The 16,122-nt window shown below is 54.3% G+C and carries 17 protein-coding genes; 11 read left to right on the top strand and 6 right to left on the bottom strand.

Annotation, left to right across the window (positions count from 1 at the left end; genetic code table 11):
- Positions 1-17 precede the first annotated feature (17 nt).
- From Z948_RS0108970 to Z948_RS18735, 9 genes are all read left to right on the top strand, one after another.
- Positions 18-1,496, top strand: coding sequence for an ABC transporter substrate-binding protein (locus tag Z948_RS0108970; protein WP_025059229.1), 1,479 nt, complete (start codon positions 18-20; stop codon positions 1,494-1,496).
- A 42-nt stretch (positions 1,497-1,538) separates the two neighbouring features.
- Complete coding sequence (locus Z948_RS0108965) at positions 1,539-1,865, top strand: DUF1294 domain-containing protein (protein WP_211250473.1); 327 nt, start codon at positions 1,539-1,541, stop codon at positions 1,863-1,865.
- A 90-nt stretch (positions 1,866-1,955) separates the two neighbouring features.
- Positions 1,956-2,903: an ABC transporter permease gene (locus Z948_RS0108960; protein ID WP_025059227.1), complete on the top strand. Its 948-nt coding sequence runs from the start codon at positions 1,956-1,958 to the stop codon at positions 2,901-2,903.
- The gene (locus Z948_RS0108955) at positions 2,900-3,715 is read left to right on the top strand and encodes an ABC transporter permease (protein ID WP_025059226.1); all 816 of its coding nucleotides are present in this window, start codon (positions 2,900-2,902) and stop codon (positions 3,713-3,715) included. The genes Z948_RS0108960 and Z948_RS0108955 overlap by 4 nt, the downstream gene beginning before the upstream one ends.
- Positions 3,712-5,310 (top strand): ABC transporter ATP-binding protein, encoded by a 1,599-nt coding sequence (locus tag Z948_RS0108950; protein WP_025059225.1) that lies wholly within the window; start codon positions 3,712-3,714, stop codon positions 5,308-5,310. Before Z948_RS0108955 ends, Z948_RS0108950 begins: the two co-directional genes overlap by 4 nt.
- Positions 5,307-6,302, top strand: a complete 996-nt coding sequence (locus tag Z948_RS0108945; protein ID WP_025059224.1) for a P1 family peptidase — start codon at positions 5,307-5,309, stop codon at positions 6,300-6,302. Before Z948_RS0108950 ends, Z948_RS0108945 begins: the two co-directional genes overlap by 4 nt.
- The gene (locus Z948_RS0108940) at positions 6,289-7,089 is read left to right on the top strand and encodes an alpha/beta fold hydrolase (RefSeq protein WP_025059223.1); all 801 of its coding nucleotides are present in this window, start codon (positions 6,289-6,291) and stop codon (positions 7,087-7,089) included. The genes Z948_RS0108945 and Z948_RS0108940 overlap by 14 nt, the downstream gene beginning before the upstream one ends.
- The gene (locus tag Z948_RS0108935; RefSeq protein WP_025059222.1) at positions 7,086-8,462 is read left to right on the top strand and encodes a tetratricopeptide repeat protein; all 1,377 of its coding nucleotides are present in this window, start codon (positions 7,086-7,088) and stop codon (positions 8,460-8,462) included. The genes Z948_RS0108940 and Z948_RS0108935 overlap by 4 nt, the downstream gene beginning before the upstream one ends.
- Before the next feature lie 64 nt (positions 8,463-8,526).
- On the top strand, positions 8,527-9,120 hold the full coding sequence (locus tag Z948_RS18735; protein ID WP_025059221.1) for a DUF805 domain-containing protein: 594 nt from the start codon (positions 8,527-8,529) through the stop codon (positions 9,118-9,120).
- A gap of 56 nt (positions 9,121-9,176) precedes the next feature.
- Here the strand turns inward: Z948_RS18735 and Z948_RS0108925 are convergent, their stop codons facing one another.
- Both Z948_RS0108925 and Z948_RS0108920 read right to left on the bottom strand, forming a co-directional pair.
- Complete coding sequence (locus Z948_RS0108925; protein ID WP_025059220.1) at positions 9,177-9,872, bottom strand: fumarylacetoacetate hydrolase family protein; 696 nt, start codon at positions 9,870-9,872, stop codon at positions 9,177-9,179.
- Between the two features lie 42 nt (positions 9,873-9,914).
- The gene (locus Z948_RS0108920; RefSeq protein ID WP_025059219.1) at positions 9,915-10,733 is read right to left on the bottom strand and encodes a sulfotransferase family protein; all 819 of its coding nucleotides are present in this window, start codon (positions 10,731-10,733) and stop codon (positions 9,915-9,917) included.
- A gap of 144 nt (positions 10,734-10,877) precedes the next feature.
- Between Z948_RS0108920 and Z948_RS0108915 the strand changes: the two genes are divergently transcribed.
- Together Z948_RS0108915 and Z948_RS0108910 are read left to right on the top strand one after the other, a co-directional pair.
- Positions 10,878-12,455, top strand: a complete 1,578-nt coding sequence (locus tag Z948_RS0108915) for a DUF5928 domain-containing protein (RefSeq protein WP_025059218.1) — start codon at positions 10,878-10,880, stop codon at positions 12,453-12,455.
- 11 nt (positions 12,456-12,466) lie between these two features.
- Entirely contained in the window at positions 12,467-12,847 is a 381-nt protein-coding gene (locus Z948_RS0108910) for an HIT domain-containing protein (protein ID WP_025059217.1), read from the top strand.
- A 37-nt stretch (positions 12,848-12,884) separates the two neighbouring features.
- Here Z948_RS0108910 and Z948_RS0108905 read toward each other — a convergent pair whose 3' ends face one another.
- The 4 genes from Z948_RS0108905 to Z948_RS0108890 are packed head-to-tail and all read right to left on the bottom strand — an operon-like array spanning position 12,885 to position 16,088.
- Positions 12,885-13,517, bottom strand: coding sequence for a DUF1523 family protein (locus Z948_RS0108905; protein WP_025059216.1), 633 nt, complete (start codon positions 13,515-13,517; stop codon positions 12,885-12,887).
- 11 nt (positions 13,518-13,528) lie between these two features.
- Entirely contained in the window at positions 13,529-13,795 is a 267-nt protein-coding gene (locus Z948_RS0108900) for a hypothetical protein (protein ID WP_025059215.1), read from the bottom strand.
- Positions 13,796-13,799: 4 nt separating this feature from the next.
- A complete protein-coding gene (locus Z948_RS0108895) occupies positions 13,800-15,167 on the bottom strand; it encodes a DUF6638 family protein (RefSeq protein WP_025059214.1) in 1,368 nt (455 codons plus the stop codon).
- A complete protein-coding gene (locus Z948_RS0108890; protein ID WP_025059213.1) occupies positions 15,168-16,088 on the bottom strand; it encodes a restriction endonuclease in 921 nt (306 codons plus the stop codon).
- Positions 16,089-16,122 lie beyond the last annotated feature (34 nt).

The raw sequence follows: 16,122 nt of genomic DNA, 5'->3' as shown, positions 1-16,122 counted from the left end.
ACGTAAGGGAGCTAAAAATGTTGAATCTTCGTACCCTTCTGCTGGGTGTTAGTGCCGCTGCATTGATTGCAGGAACCGCAAGTGCAAAAGACGATATCACCATCGCAATCCAGCTGGAGCCACCTCACCTAGACCCAACCAGTGCTGCGGCTGGTGCGATCGACTCGGTCCTTTATTCAAACGTTTTCGAAGGTCTGACCCGTTTTGACAGCGATGGCGGCGTGATCCCCGGCCTCGCCAAAAGCTGGAATATTTCCGAAGACGGGCTCACCTATACCTTTATGCTGAACGAGGGTGTGACCTTTCATGATGGTTCAACGATGGATGCCGAGGATGTGAAATTCTCGCTGGATCGCATCGGCGCCGAAGACAGCGCCAATGCGCAAAAGGCGCTTTATGCTGCAATCAGCGAAGTGAACGTCATCGACCCAATGACAGTCGAGGTCAAACTGGCCGAGGCGAACGGCAACATGCTGTTCAACCTTGCATGGGGTGATGCCGTGATCGTTGCACCTGAAAGCATCGAAGGCATCAAACAAACGCCCATCGGCACAGGCGCGTTCAAGTTTGACAGCTGGACGCAGGGCGACAAGATCGAGCTTAGCCGCAATGACAGCTACTGGGGCACCCCAGCCGTTCTAACAAAGGCCACGTTCAAGTTCATCTCGGATCCAACGGCCGCGTTTTCTGCCATGATGGCCGAAGACATTGATGTCTTTTCCGGCTTTCCCGCGCCAGAAAACCTGCCCCAGTTTGAGGCCGATCCCCGTTTTCAGGTTCTCACCGGATCAACCGAAGGCGAAACCATCCTGTCCACCAACAACAAGATGCCGCCGTTTGACAACGTAAAGGTCCGCGAGGCTTTGGCCCACGCGATTGACCGCCAAGCGATCATCGACGGCGCCATGTTCGGCTATGGCACCCCAATCGGCACCCACTTTGCGCCGCATAACCCGGCCTATGTCGATTTCACAGGGATGAGCAGCTACGACCCAGAAAAGGCCAAAGCGCTGTTGGCCGAAGCAGGGTTTGCTGACGGGTTTGAAACAACACTCTTCTTGCCTCCACCCTCCTATGCACGCCGCGGCGGAGAAATCATCGCTGCTCAGCTGGCGCAGGTTGGCATCAAGGCCGAGATCACAAATGTCGAATGGGCGCAGTGGTTGGAATCTGTTTTCAAGGGTAAGAACTTTGGCCTGACCATCGTTAGCCATACCGAACCAATGGATATCGGCATCTATGCCAACCCTGAGTATTACTTCCAATACGACAACCCAACCTTCCAAGAGTTGATGACCAAGCTGAACGCAACAACAGACCCCGACATGCGCAAAACCATGCTGGGCGACGCGCAAAAAATCATCTCTGAGGATTATGTGAACGGCTACTTGTTCCAGCTTGCTGCATTGTCTGTCGCAAAATCAGGCCTTCAGGGTCTGTGGGCGAATGCGCCAACACAGGCGAACGATTTAACGGCGGTTAGCTGGGCCGAGTAATCCCACTATTCCGCTTTTGAAATTTGCAAAGGCCCCACAACGTTGGGGCCTTTGCCCTTAACGAGTTTGGGTTTGTTATTGATGTTACTGTTCAAGATGGGGCTGGCCTATGCCGCCCTGATCAATCTGATTACCTTTGGCGTTTTCGCCCACGACAAGCGGCGCGCGCGCCAAAGCGGGAGACGGGTTCCCGAAAAACGGCTGCTGATTCTCGCCGCTCTGGGCGGTTGGGGTGGTGCAAAATTTGCACAACAGCGCTTGCGCCACAAATCATCCAAACAACCCTTCGGAAGGCAGTTAAACGCGATCGGCGTTATATTGGTTTTTGGCATCGCCTGTGCTGGTTACATAGGCATCAAATTTCTTTAACCGCCAATACCCTAAGAGAAACCCAACGTTTTTCTGGCAACTCTTAAATCACACTGGACCACCGCAGATTGACGGCCTACGCTTCCTTCAATGTTGCGCTATACACTCAAACGATTGCTATCATTGGTGATCAGCCTCGCGGTTGCGTCGCTGGTGATTTTTGCAGTGATCGAAATCGCTCCGGGTGATCCGGCATCGTTTATGTTGGGCCTAAACGCGCAACCGGAAACATTGGCAGCTCTGCGCAGTGAGCTGGGACTCGATCAATCAAAACTGCAACGCTACTTTAGCTGGGTCAGCGGCATGCTGGCCGGAGATTTCGGGACCTCCTACACCTACCGAACCCCTGTCGCAGATATGATTGCTCAAAGGCTTTGGGTTTCTTTACCGCTGGCAATTTACGCGCTTACCCTATCGACCCTCATTGCCTTTCCAGCAGGTATTTTCGCTGCGTCGCGTCGCGGTAAGGCAGGCGATATTGGCGTGATGGGGGCGACCCAACTGGGGGTGGCTATTCCCAATTTCTGGTTCGCAATGATGCTGGTGCTGCTATTTGCCATTAACCTGCGATGGTTTTCGGCAGGTGGGTTTGTCGGTTGGGATGAGGGCCTATTCACTGGACTCCACTCCCTCACGTTACCTGCTATTGCTCTTGCCCTGCCACAGGCGGCAATCCTTGCGCGGGTGATGCGATCATCTTTGTTGGATGTTTTGGGCGAAGATTTCATGCGCACCGCCCGTGCAAAAGGCCTTAACGCGCGTCAGGCCCTTTGGCGGCACGGGTTGCGCAATGCCATGATCCCTGTGCTGACGATCATCGGCTTGCAGTTCTCCTTCCTTCTCGCGGGTGCGATTATCATTGAACAGGTCTTTTACCTGCCCGGACTTGGGCGGCTCATTTTTCAATCTATCTCTGCCCGGGATCTGATCGTTGTGGAAAGCGTAACCATGCTGCTGGTCTTTGCCGTGATCTTTGTGAATTTCACGGTCGATCTGGCCTATGCTGTCGTTGACCCAAGACTAAGGTCGCGCACATGATCCGTAATCTAATTTTAGGCGGCACGTTAACCGCCGTTTTCCTGCTGGCCGCGATCATTTCCTTTGTTTGGACGCCCTTTGATCACACCGCGCTGAACATCCCGTCAAAGCTGCAATCGCCGAACCTCACCCATCTTCTGGGCACTGATCATTTCGGCCGCGATATCCTAAGCCTAATCATGGTCGGTGCCAGAACATCCATTGCAGTCGCTTTGGTTGCTGTGGGCATCGGCATGGGGCTTGGTATTCCGCTGGGTCTGTGGGCTGCGGCGCGGCGTGGTAGCTTGATTGATGAGGTGATTATGCGCGGCAATGATCTGGTCTTTGCCTTCCCTAGCCTCGTCATCGCGATCCTGATCACCGCTGTCTTTGGCGCAGGTGCCATCAATGCCATCATCGCCATCGGGATTTTCAACATCCCCGTCTTTGCACGCATTACCAGAGGCGCCGCCCTGTCCCTTTGGGAGCGCGAATTTATCCTCGCTGCCCGTGTTGCTGGGAAATCCGCCACCCGCATTTCAATCGAACACATCCTCCCCAACATCACCAATCTGCTGATCGTGCAGGGCACCATTCAGTTCAGCTTGGGGATTCTCGCCGAAGCTGGCCTAAGCTATGTCGGCCTTGGTGCTCAACCCCCGATCCCGTCATGGGGGCGGATGCTGGCCGATGCGCAAACCATGGTCAGCTTTGCGCCCCATATGGCCCTAATGCCCGGTTTTGCGATCATCCTGACGGTGCTAGGCCTCAACCTAATGGGGGACGGGTTGCGCGATTACCTCGATCCCCGCCTAAGGGTGAGCCGTACATGACCCTGCTTTCTGTTCAGAACCTGAGCCTGTCGATTCACCAATTCGACATCCTGCACGATGTCACCTTTGACATCGCGAGCGGTGAAATTGTTGCGATCACGGGTGAAAGCGGGTCAGGCAAATCAATGACCGCACTAGCCGCGATGCAGCTGCTACCTACTGGCGCACAGACCAGCGGCAAAATTCTGTTAGGCGATAAAGACGTAACATCCCTGAGTGAGCCGCAGCTTTGTGACCTGCGGGGCAATGACGTTGGCATGGTGTTTCAGGAACCCATGACCGCGCTCAATCCTGTGAAAACAATCGGGGATCAGGTTGCCGAAACCATCCGCATTCATGAAGCCGTTTCCAAGGTGGACGCCATGGAGCGCGCAGCAGAAACATTGGAACGGGTGGGGCTCCCCCAATCCAGATTTCCGCTCTCGCGGTTTCCGCATGAACTCTCTGGTGGGCAGCGACAGCGGGTTGTGATCGCCATGGCCATCGCGCTTCGCCCGCGCCTGTTGATAGCCGACGAACCCACAACAGCCCTAGATGTGACGACACAGGCCCAGATTTTGGCCCTGCTTACCAAACTTGCACGCGAAGACGGTATGGGCCTGATGATGATCACCCATGATCTGGCCGTTGTTGCCGAAATGGCCGACCGCATCATCGTCATGAGAAATGGCGAAATCGTCGAGCAAGGCCCGACCCGCGATTTGCTAGATAATATGCAGCACGACTATACGAAAATGCTGTTCGCGGCCTCTTCTCACACCGTGCAATTGCCAGCGGGCGGGCCATCCTCTGCCTTGTTAAACGTCACAAATGTCATCCGAGAATACACCACACCGCGAAAAACGTTGTTTGGCAAACCAGGGTCGTTTCGCGCAGTGAACAACGTCAGCTTTACGCTCAATCATGGGGAGCGCTTGGGTCTGGTTGGGGAAAGCGGCTGTGGGAAATCTACGCTTACACGCGCGTTGCTGGGGCTTGATCCCGTTCAAAGCGGCAGTATCCTTTTGGGTGGCGAACCGGTTTTCACCGGCAACAAACCCAATCTGGATGTTCGACGCCGCATTCAAGTTGTCTTCCAAGACCCCTTTGGCAGCTTTAATCCGCGCCACCGCGTAGGGCGCCAAATAACCGAGCCTTTCCACCTGCTTGATAGCCCGCCCATGGGTGCGCAACGCCAGAAAGCCATTGATGAGGCGCTGGTGGCTGTTGGCCTTTCTCCATCTGATGCAAACAAATTCATTCACGAGTTTTCGGGCGGTCAGCGACAGCGTATCGCCATCGCGCGGGCGCTGATTATCCGACCAGAGCTAATCCTATTCGACGAAGCCGTTAGCGCCCTTGATGTATCGGTTCGGGCGCAAATCCTCGATCTGCTGGTAGAGCTTTGCGAGTCCTACGCGCTGAGCTATCTTTTCATCTCCCACGACCTTAGCGTGGTGCGCACGATCACCGATCGTGTTCTGGTGATGAAATCAGGCGAGATCGTCGAGCAGGGAGAGACCGAGACCGTGTTTTCAAACCCGCAACATAGTTACACCCAAACACTTATCGATGCGGCCCCCGTGCTTCCGGAACTGAAAGGCCAACGACCATGAAAACAGGCCCAACCAACAGCATAACAGACATCAAAGGGCTGCGTGTGGGGAACGCGCAGGACCATGCGATCAAAACGGGCACAACCGTCATTGTTGCAGATGAACCGTTTGTCGCCTCCTCTGTTGTCATGGGCGGGGCGCCGGGAACCCGTGAAACCGACCTACTTGCGCCGGACAAATCCGTTGCGGCGGTGGATGCGCTGGTGCTGTCTGGCGGTTCTGCCTTTGGGCTAGATGCCTGTTCCGGCGTTGTTGATGGCCTGCGCGCGCACGGGCGCGGGTTTTCTATTGGCCCCGCGCAAATCCCGCTTGTCCCCGGCGCGATCCTGTTTGATCTGCTGAACGGTGGTGACAAAGGTTGGAGCGAGAACCCCTACCGCGCGCTTGGCCGCGCTGCATATGATGCGGCACAGTTTGAATTCGAAATTGGCACAGTTGGCGCAGGAACAGGGGCGCTCACGGCTATGTTAAAGGGCGGTTTAGGAACTGCCTCACTGCAACTTCCCGATGGAAGCATGGTTGCGGCATTGGTCGCGGCAAATCCAGTTGGCGCTGTTACCACACCAGGGGATCGGCATTTCTATGCAGCCCCCTTCGAGATGGGCGACGAATTTGGCGGCATTGGCCCTGATCCAAATGGGGGGCTTGGCCTCACATTGGAAAGCCGCAAACAACAGGCGATGGTCGCACGGTCAAACACAACCATTGCCATCGTTGCCACCGACGCCGCCCTGACAAAGGCAGAGTGCCACCGCGTTGCCACGGCCGCCCATGACGGCATTGGGCGCGCTTGTGTTCCCGCCCATACGCCACATGACGGCGATTTGGTTTTTGCTCTTTCGACGGCTGAAAAAGAACCCGCTGATGTGCTGTTAACAGGGCACGCCGCCGCCCTATGCCTTAGCCGCGCAATTGCGCGCGCTGTCTATGCGGCCACACCGCAGGACGGAGACATCATGCCTTGTTGGAAAACCGCCAATGCCGATCTTTGAACGCGATACCCTTTCCCTCTATTACGAGATCTCTGGCGCGGGGCCACCCCTGTTGATGATCGCAGGGATGATGAGTGACAGCGCCAGCTGGGCACCCCTAATCCCCTTGTTAGAGCCACATTTCACCCTAATCTGCCCTGATAACCGAACCACTGGTCGCACCACGCCTTGGGACGCTCCTGCATCTGTTGATCTATTCGCAAGCGACTGCGCCGCGCTGCTAAAGCATCTGGAAGTCGGGCCTGCCCATGTCTTGGGTCATTCACTAGGGGGGATGATCGGCATGCGGCTTGCCTGTAAACACCCCAGTGCAGTGAAAACACTAACCCTTGCCGCTTCGGCCCCGTTGAGATTGGAAAGAAACGTTGCCCTGTTCAAAGCATTGCTGGCAATCCGGCGTAGTGATGCGGCCCCTGACGCGTGGCTGAACGCGCTTTTCCCTTGGCTGTTCTCTCCCGCGCTCTACGAAATTGCGGGCGCCGTCGAACAAGCGGCGGCGGCTTCACTGGCCTATCCGTTTGCCCAATCAAGTGATGCCATGGCCCATCAAATTGACGCGCTAGACGGATACACCCCCGAACTCGCGGCAAGCATCCCCTGCCCAACTCAAGCTCTGTTGGCAAAGGATGACCTTTTGCTACCCTATGAACTCGCCCAGCCAACGCTTGGCGGGACGGCATTCCATTCTATCGAAAACGCGGGGCATTCCATCCATTGGGACGCAGCAGACGAGGTCGCAAAGCATGTGAAACGTTTCATCACGCAGCACGAGGGAGCCAACAAATGACAACCGATCTTTATGGCCTTGGCGTGAGTGTCGAAAACCCAAGGACGCTAGAAGGGATCAATGACTTTATTCACGGCTTTCTCAGCTACCAACCCAAGGCCGCAAACATTCTGGCGGCTGCTGATGCCGATCCTGACTGCGCATTAGCAAATGCCTATGCGGCCCTGTTATGGATGTTTTTGGAAGCCCCCATCGCCCCGCAAAAGGCTGCCCCCTATTTGGCCCGCGCCCAAGCCGCCCGCGAAACCGTGACCCAACGCGAGGCGCTCATCATCGATGCGGCGGCGGCGTGGACGCGTGGGGAAATTCCGGCGCTTTTGGACATTTGCGAAAAGATTTTGAATGATTATCCCCGCGACATGGCGGTCCTCAAGCTGGCGCAGTGTCATTATTTCAATCTAGGCGATGCAACGGGCATGCTACGGGTCGCCCTGAAATCCCTCCCCGAGGCGCAAGACATTGCCTATACCCACGGCATGATTGCCTTTGGTTATGAGCAATGCCACCTACTGGATCGCGCCGAAGAATCCGCCCGTCAGGCCATGACATTGCAGCATGACGATGCTTGGGCACACCATGCGATTGCGCATGTCATGCTCACACAGGGGCGGGTGCAAGAAGGTGTCACGTTTCTAGAGAGCGTCTCTGACACTTGGGCCGATCTGAATAGCTTTATGCGCAGCCATAACTGGTGGCACCTTGCATTGTTTTACCTCAGCCTCGGGCGTCATGAAGATGTGCGCCGCACTTATGATACGAACGTCTGGGGGCTGGAAAAGGACATGGCCCAAGATCAGGTTGGCGCGGCCTCTTTGTTGGCGCGGATGGAATTTGCCGGTGTCGACGTTGAGGACCGTTGGGCGGATGTTGCGGAACACATCGCCCAGCGCGGTGCGGATACCGTAAATGCCTTTCTCACCTTGCAATACCTTTATGCGCTGGCCCGCACGAACCACCCCAAAACCGACCTTTTGATGAAAGCCATTCAAGATCGCGCAAATGATGACACCCAACATGATTTTATCGCGTGGCGTGACGTGGCCCTGCCCGCCGCTGAGGCCATCATGGCGCATGCAAAAAACGATTGGGACACGGCCATCACCAAAATGTCGCGCGCCCTGCCTCGGATGTCAGAATGCGGAGGCAGCCACGCCCAACGCGACCTATTCGAACAGATACACCTTGATGCGCTAATCCAAGACGGCCGCGCATCTATGGCCCAACAGGTATTGGAAATGCGACGCGCCTATGACCCCGATGGGGTGCCCCTGAACCTGCAATTGGGCGAGGTCTATTCAAAAACCGGCCTCCCCCGCCTTGCAGAAGAAGCACGCGAACGCGCAGCAAACACTCTGGCCAATCAGCTTCGCTGAAACCGTTGCCCCAATTGATAACGGGGTCTAGGATTAGGATATTGAATTAAGGGATAGATCGATCATGAGTAACGAATGGTATTATGCGGTTGAGGGGACCTCGCACGGCCCAGTCAGCCAAGAAGAATTTGATCAACTGGTAACTGTTGGCACAATCCGTCGAGACACGTTGGTCTGGCAGGAAGGCATGGAGGATTGGTTGCCATTCGGTCGTGCAAACAACAACCAAAACGCCAGCGCAATGCCCCCTAACGCCCCCATCAGCGATACCGTTGATCCTGCAAGGCCCGATGCCAATACCTTTCTAGGTGCCTTGAAGGATGGCTTTGCCCGATACGTAGATTTCAAAACCCGCTCAACACGGTCTCAGTTTTGGTGGTGGACCCTTTGGTCACTCATCTTAAGCATTGGCACAGCCATATTGGATACGATGATCGGTTTTGGGGATAGCGGGCCAATCGGGCTGATATTCTCTTTGGCAACGGTTTTGCCCACGACTGCAGTAGCGATCCGCCGCTTGCACGATACTGGCCGCGTTGGGTGGTGGTACCTGTTGGTTTGCATCCCAATTATTGGCTGGATCGTGTTGATTGTTTTCTTCTGCGGACAAACACAAGCGCACGCCAACCAATGGGGCAACCCACCCAGCCTAGAGTAATCTTGTGGTGAAAAAGCCCAGCCGCAAAACCTTTGACTAGAAAGTCAGAGGTTTTGCTAGGCGCGCGGGCCTATCGTGACCTCAAGCTCTGCAATCCCCTCAACACCTCCGGTGATCACATCGCCCGTCACAACAGCGCCAACACCGGCAGGTGTGCCGGTCATAATCAAATCACCAGCAGCCAAGGTTACGCTCTCGCTCAACGTGGCGATATGTTCGGATACGGACCAGATCAAATCAGCAATGTCACCGTCTTGGCGAACCTCACCGTTTACGGCCAGCCATATGCGGCCTTTTGTCAGGCTCGGCACGTCCTTGATCGGCTTGATCGGGGCGATGGGCGCTGAATAGTCAAATGCCTTTGCCCAATCCCATGGCCGCCGCGTTTTCTTTGCGTCAGCCTGAAGATCACGGCGCGTTAGGTCGATCCCCACAGATGCCCCCCATATGTGGTTCGCAACATCATCAACCGCGATGTTTGCCCCGCCCTTTCCAATCGCAATGACCAGTTCAATCTCGTGATGCAGATCATTGGTCAGCGGAGGGTATGGAAGAGTGCACGGCGTGTCACAGGCAGCATCAGCTGGTTTTGTGAAAAAGAACGGCGGTTCGCGATCTGGGTCATTCCCCATCTCGCGGGCGTGGGCCTCATAGTTGCGCCCAACACAGAAAATCCTGCGCACTGGGAAACGGGCCTCTTCACCCTGAACAGCTAAACTAGCCTGAGGTGGAGCGGCAAACACATAGGACATATCAAAGGCCTTTCAGAATACGCTGGAAACCAACCCCAAGGATCAATCACCCAGCTTGGCGTGAACCTCATCAAGGTCGATCTCACCAATCGGCATTTTATTCCCGGGGTTCTCGAAATCATACTTAAACAGGTTAAAGTCCCGCTTGTAGATTTCATAAACCAGATGCATCGAAAGATCGTCGAAATAGTCTTCGACTGGATGCGCGCGTTTTGGCCCGTGGCCTTCGCTTTCGTTAAAGCGGGGAATCTTGGCTAGGTCGATTGCATGCGGTGTTTCCACCGATTGAAGAACGTCTTGCATGCCGTCATTGAATGCCTCGGTCCAAATAATTTTGTCATAGCGGCCACCATTCACGATAAACGTGCTGACGTGCCCTGACATCCCAGACCAGTGAATATCGGGGTCCATGGGGCGGCGCCAGCGGATGGTATCACGCGCAAACAACAAAAACCGGCGAAAGCTGGCGATCTGGTCAAACTCTTGTTTACCGTCGTCACCGCCGACTTCGATCCCGTATTTCTGAACCAAAAGCGGGACCAAATTGCCACGGTAACGGCGCCCGTTACGCTGGATGCCGCAAATTTTATCAAAAAACGAACTCAGGATCCGCGTGTAAGGATTTCGCACACAAGTGAACGCAAACGATTGGTGGTTTTGCACATTTCGCGAAATCGGCTCTTGGCTTTCGTCGAGGGCCCATTTGTGCATTCCGCCCTTTGCATCATGGATGTCACCATCAAAAAACTCACCATGATCAGAATAATACATGATTTGCCCGATGGTCGAACATGCGCACTTTGGGACAACCCTGTACACAACGCTCTCACTTTCGGTCATCCAAGTTCCCGGAAAACCCATGCCGCTAAACTCCTGCTCATACTGCTCATACTACCTCTGGGGGCAGCTTTTCATCTACAAAAGCAAATATTTGCTGTTTATTCAATGAGTGTTCACCATTATCTATGTAAACAATCGAGCAAATATACGGTGAATAGTTCCTGAATGGCAAAAATCGCCTACATACTCCTGTGTCACAAAGACCCCGACGCCATCATCAAACAGGCTGAGCGGTTGACGGCTGTCGGCGACTATATGGCGATCCACTTTGATGCCAGCGCGGACCCTGCGCAGTACAAGGCCATTCGCGACGCACTTGATGACAACCCAAATGTTACCTTTGCCGCAAAACGCATTCGCTGCGGGTGGGGTGAATGGTCGCTGGTTCAGGCGACCTTGCATGCTGTTGAATCCGCCGTCGAAGCATTCCCGCGAGCGACCCATTTTTACATGCTGTCAGGTGACTGCATGGCCATTAAATCTGCCGAATACACGCATAAATTCCTCGATAATAATGACGCGGACTTCGTCGAAAGCTTTGACTATTTCGAAAGTGACTGGATCAAAACTGGCTGGAAAGAAGAACGCCTGATATACAGACACTGGTTCAATGAACGGACGCAAAAGAAACTCTTTTACGGCATGTTCAATCTTCAGAAAAAGCTGGGCCTCACGCGTGAGATCCCTGCCGATCTGCAAATTCAGATTGGTAGCCAATGGTGGTGCCTAAGACGCCAAACCATCGAATGGATTCTGGATTTTTGCAAAAAGCGCCGTGATGTCATCCGGTTTTTCCGCACGACATGGATTCCGGACGAAACATTCTTCCAGACCTTGGTTCGCCACCTCGTCCCCGAAGACCAGATTAGGGGCCGCACCCTGACGTTTTTGATGTTCACTGACTATGGAATGCCAGTGACGTTTTATAACGATCACTACGATCTATTACTCAGTCAGGACTATTTATTCGCCCGCAAAATCAGCCCAGATGCGTCTGACCTCAAACGTCGTCTAGGGCTGCTATACGCGGCCCAAGGTGTGCATTTCCAAATCAGTAACGAAGGTCGCAGCCTGTTCCGTTTCCTTACTGGTCGTGGTCGGATCGGCCGCCGTTTTGCGACGCGGTTCTGGGAAACCGAAAGCACACTGGGCCGTGAGCGCGAGCTGCTCATTGTCGTTTGCAAGAAATGGCACGTGGCAAAGCGCGTATTGGAACGGATCAGGCAGACCACAAATGTGCCGGCAATCGAATATGTCTTTAACGAAGAAGACGCCCAGCTGCCCGCCCTTGGCGGTATCGAAAAAACCATTGGCAAACGCACACGGCACCGCCGTGCGTTGATGCGTATGCTGTTCGACTATTTTGAAACCGACCGCCTGATCGTCTGCATGGACCCCAGCAATCTGGATCTGCTGGAAGATTTTTCGTCGGATCGCTCAGTGACGCGTATTCTGGAAATTGATTGCAGCTTTACCGATGACTACCTTGTCGGCCATGCAATGCGTGTTGGCCTAGCGGGTGAGCAAACTTCCCAAGAAACATTGGACCGTCTTCTACCCACCATTCGCAATGACATGGTTTTCGAAAGCGACGCCATTCGGGATGCGCAGTTTGAAAACCATTGCCGCATCCGTGAATCCGCTTCTTCCGAGGAAAACGCTGATGAGCTGGTGAAGTTTCTAGGTATCGCGGGTGACAAAGCCCTCGAAATCACCAACACAGATTATCTTTTTTCCGACTAAGGAGTCTCCCTTTGGACTACGCCTACGACGACCAAAATATCTTTGCCAAAATTCTGCGCGGCGAAATCCCCAACACCACCGTGTTAGAGACCGAGCATTCGCTCGCTTTTCGCGACCTTTATCCGCAGGCATCTGTTCATGTCTTGGTGATCCCGAAAGGGCCATACATTAGCTATGACCACTTTGCAGCGGCCGCATCAGATGCCGAGATCGTCGATTTCACCCGCGCCGTTGGCGAAGTTTGCCGCCTTGAGGGTGTATCCCTAGATGCAAATGACGGCTTTCGCCTGATCAGCAATGCAGGCGAACACGGCGTTCAGGAAGTGCCGCATTTGCACGTTCACATCCTTGGCGGCGAACGTATGGGCCGTATGGTGCAGCCCAAGGGCTGACACCTTTATCTAACAACGAAAAAGAGCTGGGGCGGCCCTAGCTCTTTTTACGCCACGATCCTAGCCAGCTGGAAACAGCACCCGACGCATCGGCCAGATCATCTTCGATCGCTTCCATGGTCGGATCGATCCGCGCAATGCGGAACCGACGCCAGCGCACCCAGATCCCATAAACCACCGTCAAGAAGATGGTGATGATAAAGATGTTCAGCCACGGGATACCTTTGGACGCATCAGGCCCATCCACAGGCTTTACGCTGATCGCATTCGGGAAAATTGTCAGGAACTCATTGCGCCAGCCGTAGTGTTTGATCGCGACATAACGGGGCTCTTCCTCGGTTGATTTCAAATCCCCCGCCTCAGCCTGCAGGTTGGACGTGTCGAATTTAAAATACGGCGGCCATCCCCAACCCGTGTCTTCATTGCGGTAGACCATCACATCGCCCTTAACGCGGCGCGTCTGGATAAAAAACACATCGCGGTTCGCGACCGTCCCATCAGACCCAACATCAGCCTGCGCCCAAAACATCGAGTTCTCACCTGGGTCGACACGTTTTTCATAGGTGTCCGTAACCCGAACGATGTCAACTTGCGGGAGCGTATAGTGGAAGGTCGCTGCGATCAGCACCCAAACCGTAATCCAAAACACCCAACGGATAAGACCAAACATGTGGAACCCTTTTAACTAAAATTTGTAAGATAGATGATCACTGACACAAGGATCACCGGAATAACATAGACAGACAGGATCAATTTTCGGCGCAAGGATTGGTCATAGTCCTCCAGCCCCTCGTCCAAAAACTCTTCCAATGTCTGGTCCTGTGGTCCCTCATGCCATTCGGCACGCAGCTTACCTTTGCGCACCGCGCGGGAATAGAGCGACAGGCAGACATAGATCACCGACAGCACGATGAATCCGACAACCATCAATCGGGCAAGTGCGAACATCGGCCTATCTCCTCTTCACAGCGCCCCAAGGGCCAACTGCCGCGATGCGGTCCGGCACGGGGGGTGGTTTTTTGCGTTTACGTGGCAGCGGTGGTGCCTCTAACGCGGGTTCATGACCAAATAGTGCGTCACGCACCCCCGCCTTGTCCACCTGATACTCGCGCTCAAGAAAATCAGCAACATAGGCCTTTTTGGCCTCGGGCCAGCCTGCATAAGTCTCATAGAACAGGTCTTTGTGGCAGATAAACAGCTGGCGGATGTCCTTTGGCGCAAGCTGCGCCAGCAGCATATTCACCAGCTCGGCATCCGGCGTATCGGCGGCGCGCAGCGTATAGAAATACACCGGATCATCGCTGTCGATGCTGGGAAAAGCACCGCCATTTTCGGCCCAATTCACCAACTGCCCCAGCGTGTGGAATTCGGGCGGTAGTTTATCCGCATGCTGGCGCGCAAGGCGGCGCAGATCACCACGGCTCAGGTCGCTCAGATCAGCGCCCTGCCCCGCCACCGCGTCAATCAGGACAAAGTCCAACTTTTGCCGCAGGATCGCAGCCGATTTAATCCCCCGCGCCTCTAGGATGGTTTCGGTCAACCCGTTCAGGCGAAAGAACTGGGCGATGCGGTTACGTTGGGAGGTGTCGAACACATACTCCATCGGAATATCGCCAAGGTCTTCTTTGCTTTCACTGGCGATCACGGCGGGGTGCTCGACATCCTGAAACACATAGAGCCCGCCAAAATGCGCCGTCCAGAAATTGCGCTGATCAAAGCTCATGGATTTGAGCTTGACCGGATTGCGCACAACATCCCCCGTCTTACCCGCAAGCGAGATCATCTCGGCGATGAGCACATCATCGTACCACCCGTCATCGGTATCGCGAAACTGGTCCACCATCTCGGCCAGTTTGGATGCGTCTTTGACGGTGCCGCCTGTGGTGTCGGCGTCAATCGTGATGCGGCGAATATCAAACAGGCGCTTGGGGTCAGACACATCATAGACCGAGTTCACCAGCTCTCCCGCGACGGCATCCTTGGCCGTGAGGGCAAACAGCGCCGCCTCGTTTTCCGCGATGAACTCCTGCAAAATCGCCTTGGAGGTCGAGAACTGCGTATTGAGCAGCGGCGCCGTACGCTGATCCACACTCAGCAAGATAAACTGACGGTTCACGCCCTTGTGGTTGAGATACAGCGGATCGCCCAACTCATCCCCGACCTCGGGCGAATAGCCAGAGATATCGACGTAGAAATCAGAGAGCTTCGTCCGCTGCCCCGTCAGATGATGCAGCGCGCGGTTATACCGCTCGACCAGCGCGGGCGAGTGGACATGAAAGAGGTTGCCGAACATCAGGCCGGCGCGGATGAGGCGGTTCATCTAAATACCCTCAAACCATGATGTATCAATATGGACCTGTTCAACCATCTTCGTCGAAACACCTAGTCCATTTTCCTTCAAAAGCTCACAAAGCCGCGGACCATCAATCAAGTCCAACGCCGTAGCACCATCCCGAGTAGCCTCGTCACGAGCTTGGGCAGTGTAATGGCCTGTTGTAATAAACAACCCTTTATCCGCCCGCCCTTGCATTGCCCCCCGAAAATCCCGAATTTCCCCTGCAGCAACGCCACCTTTGTACCGTTTACATTGGAAATATACTTGGAACGATACCAGATTAACCCGAAGAACTCCGACGCCGTCAATGCCTCCGTCCCCTGATTTTCCACGCACTTCAACCTTTGTAAAACCAGCCTCCCTTAGAAGCCGTTGAGCAAGCCTTTCAAAGGCACTTGGGTCCATTTTACGCAGCACGGACAGTAGCACTTCATCCCAAGTCAGCTCAGATGGACGATCGGGTGTATTTTTAGACTCCGAAACATCTTGTGGGACAACAACTTTTTCTAAAGCTAGGCTCTTATTCTTTGCTTGCCGTTTTTCACGGGCCTTCTCTCGCTCATCTGCTAGAACAAGATCATAAAGGTGTTTGGATTTTTGGTACGAAGTAACATTAGAACCAGCGCTGGTTAGCGACCAAACTCCTTTTGTTGAGTTTTCTAATGCTCCCCCTTTTTTTAGATAAGTTCGGGACCACGCCAAATAATAGTTCAACCGAGGACTGTTCCCGTCCGACATCATATAGGATTGCTCCTCTTCAGAGCACCCTTCTAACTCAGCAACCTTTTCATCCAATTCAGAAATAGCAGCCGAGCCACCCATTTCTTTTAAGGCCTGAATTGTGATCAGCATCATGCCCGCTAAATCAGGGAAACCACTCTCTCCAATTTCGAAGGTTCTACTCATCTCCTACCCTCCAAATACCGCTCCCACTTTCCAT

It is taken from the genome of Sulfitobacter donghicola DSW-25 = KCTC 12864 = JCM 14565 (genome assembly GCF_000622405.1).
GTDB classification, from domain to species: Bacteria; Pseudomonadota; Alphaproteobacteria; order Rhodobacterales; family Rhodobacteraceae; genus Sulfitobacter; species Sulfitobacter donghicola.
Note: the sequence above shows the minus strand (reverse complement) of the source record. Positions and strands in the feature narration are given on the sequence as shown.

What these genes read in the sequence shown, in the direction of transcription:
- Z948_RS0108900 (WP_025059215.1), bottom strand. Translation starts at nt 13,795, where the DNA reads ATGTTCGCACTTGCCCGATTGATGGTTGTCGGATTCATCGTGCTGTCG.
- Z948_RS0108925 (WP_025059220.1), bottom strand. Translation starts at nt 9,872, where the DNA reads ATGTCCTATGTGTTTGCCGCTCCACCTCAGGCTAGTTTAGCTGTTCAG.
- Z948_RS18735 (WP_025059221.1), top strand. Translation starts at nt 8,527, where the DNA reads ATGAGTAACGAATGGTATTATGCGGTTGAGGGGACCTCGCACGGCCCA.
- Z948_RS0108950 (WP_025059225.1), top strand. Translation starts at nt 3,712, where the DNA reads ATGACCCTGCTTTCTGTTCAGAACCTGAGCCTGTCGATTCACCAATTC.
- Z948_RS0108935 (WP_025059222.1), top strand. Translation starts at nt 7,086, where the DNA reads ATGACAACCGATCTTTATGGCCTTGGCGTGAGTGTCGAAAACCCAAGG.
- Z948_RS0108940 (WP_025059223.1), top strand. Translation starts at nt 6,289, where the DNA reads ATGCCGATCTTTGAACGCGATACCCTTTCCCTCTATTACGAGATCTCT.
- Z948_RS0108895 (WP_025059214.1), bottom strand. Translation starts at nt 15,167, where the DNA reads ATGAACCGCCTCATCCGCGCCGGCCTGATGTTCGGCAACCTCTTTCAT.
- Z948_RS0108915 (WP_025059218.1), top strand. Translation starts at nt 10,878, where the DNA reads ATGGCAAAAATCGCCTACATACTCCTGTGTCACAAAGACCCCGACGCC.
- Z948_RS0108920 (WP_025059219.1), bottom strand. Translation starts at nt 10,733, where the DNA reads ATGGGTTTTCCGGGAACTTGGATGACCGAAAGTGAGAGCGTTGTGTAC.
- Z948_RS0108970 (WP_025059229.1), top strand. Translation starts at nt 18, where the DNA reads ATGTTGAATCTTCGTACCCTTCTGCTGGGTGTTAGTGCCGCTGCATTG.
- Z948_RS0108905 (WP_025059216.1), bottom strand. Translation starts at nt 13,517, where the DNA reads ATGTTTGGTCTTATCCGTTGGGTGTTTTGGATTACGGTTTGGGTGCTG.
- Z948_RS0108945 (WP_025059224.1), top strand. Translation starts at nt 5,307, where the DNA reads ATGAAAACAGGCCCAACCAACAGCATAACAGACATCAAAGGGCTGCGT.
- Z948_RS0108960 (WP_025059227.1), top strand. Translation starts at nt 1,956, where the DNA reads ATGTTGCGCTATACACTCAAACGATTGCTATCATTGGTGATCAGCCTC.
- Z948_RS0108955 (WP_025059226.1), top strand. Translation starts at nt 2,900, where the DNA reads ATGATCCGTAATCTAATTTTAGGCGGCACGTTAACCGCCGTTTTCCTG.
- Z948_RS0108890 (WP_025059213.1), bottom strand. Translation starts at nt 16,088, where the DNA reads ATGAGTAGAACCTTCGAAATTGGAGAGAGTGGTTTCCCTGATTTAGCG.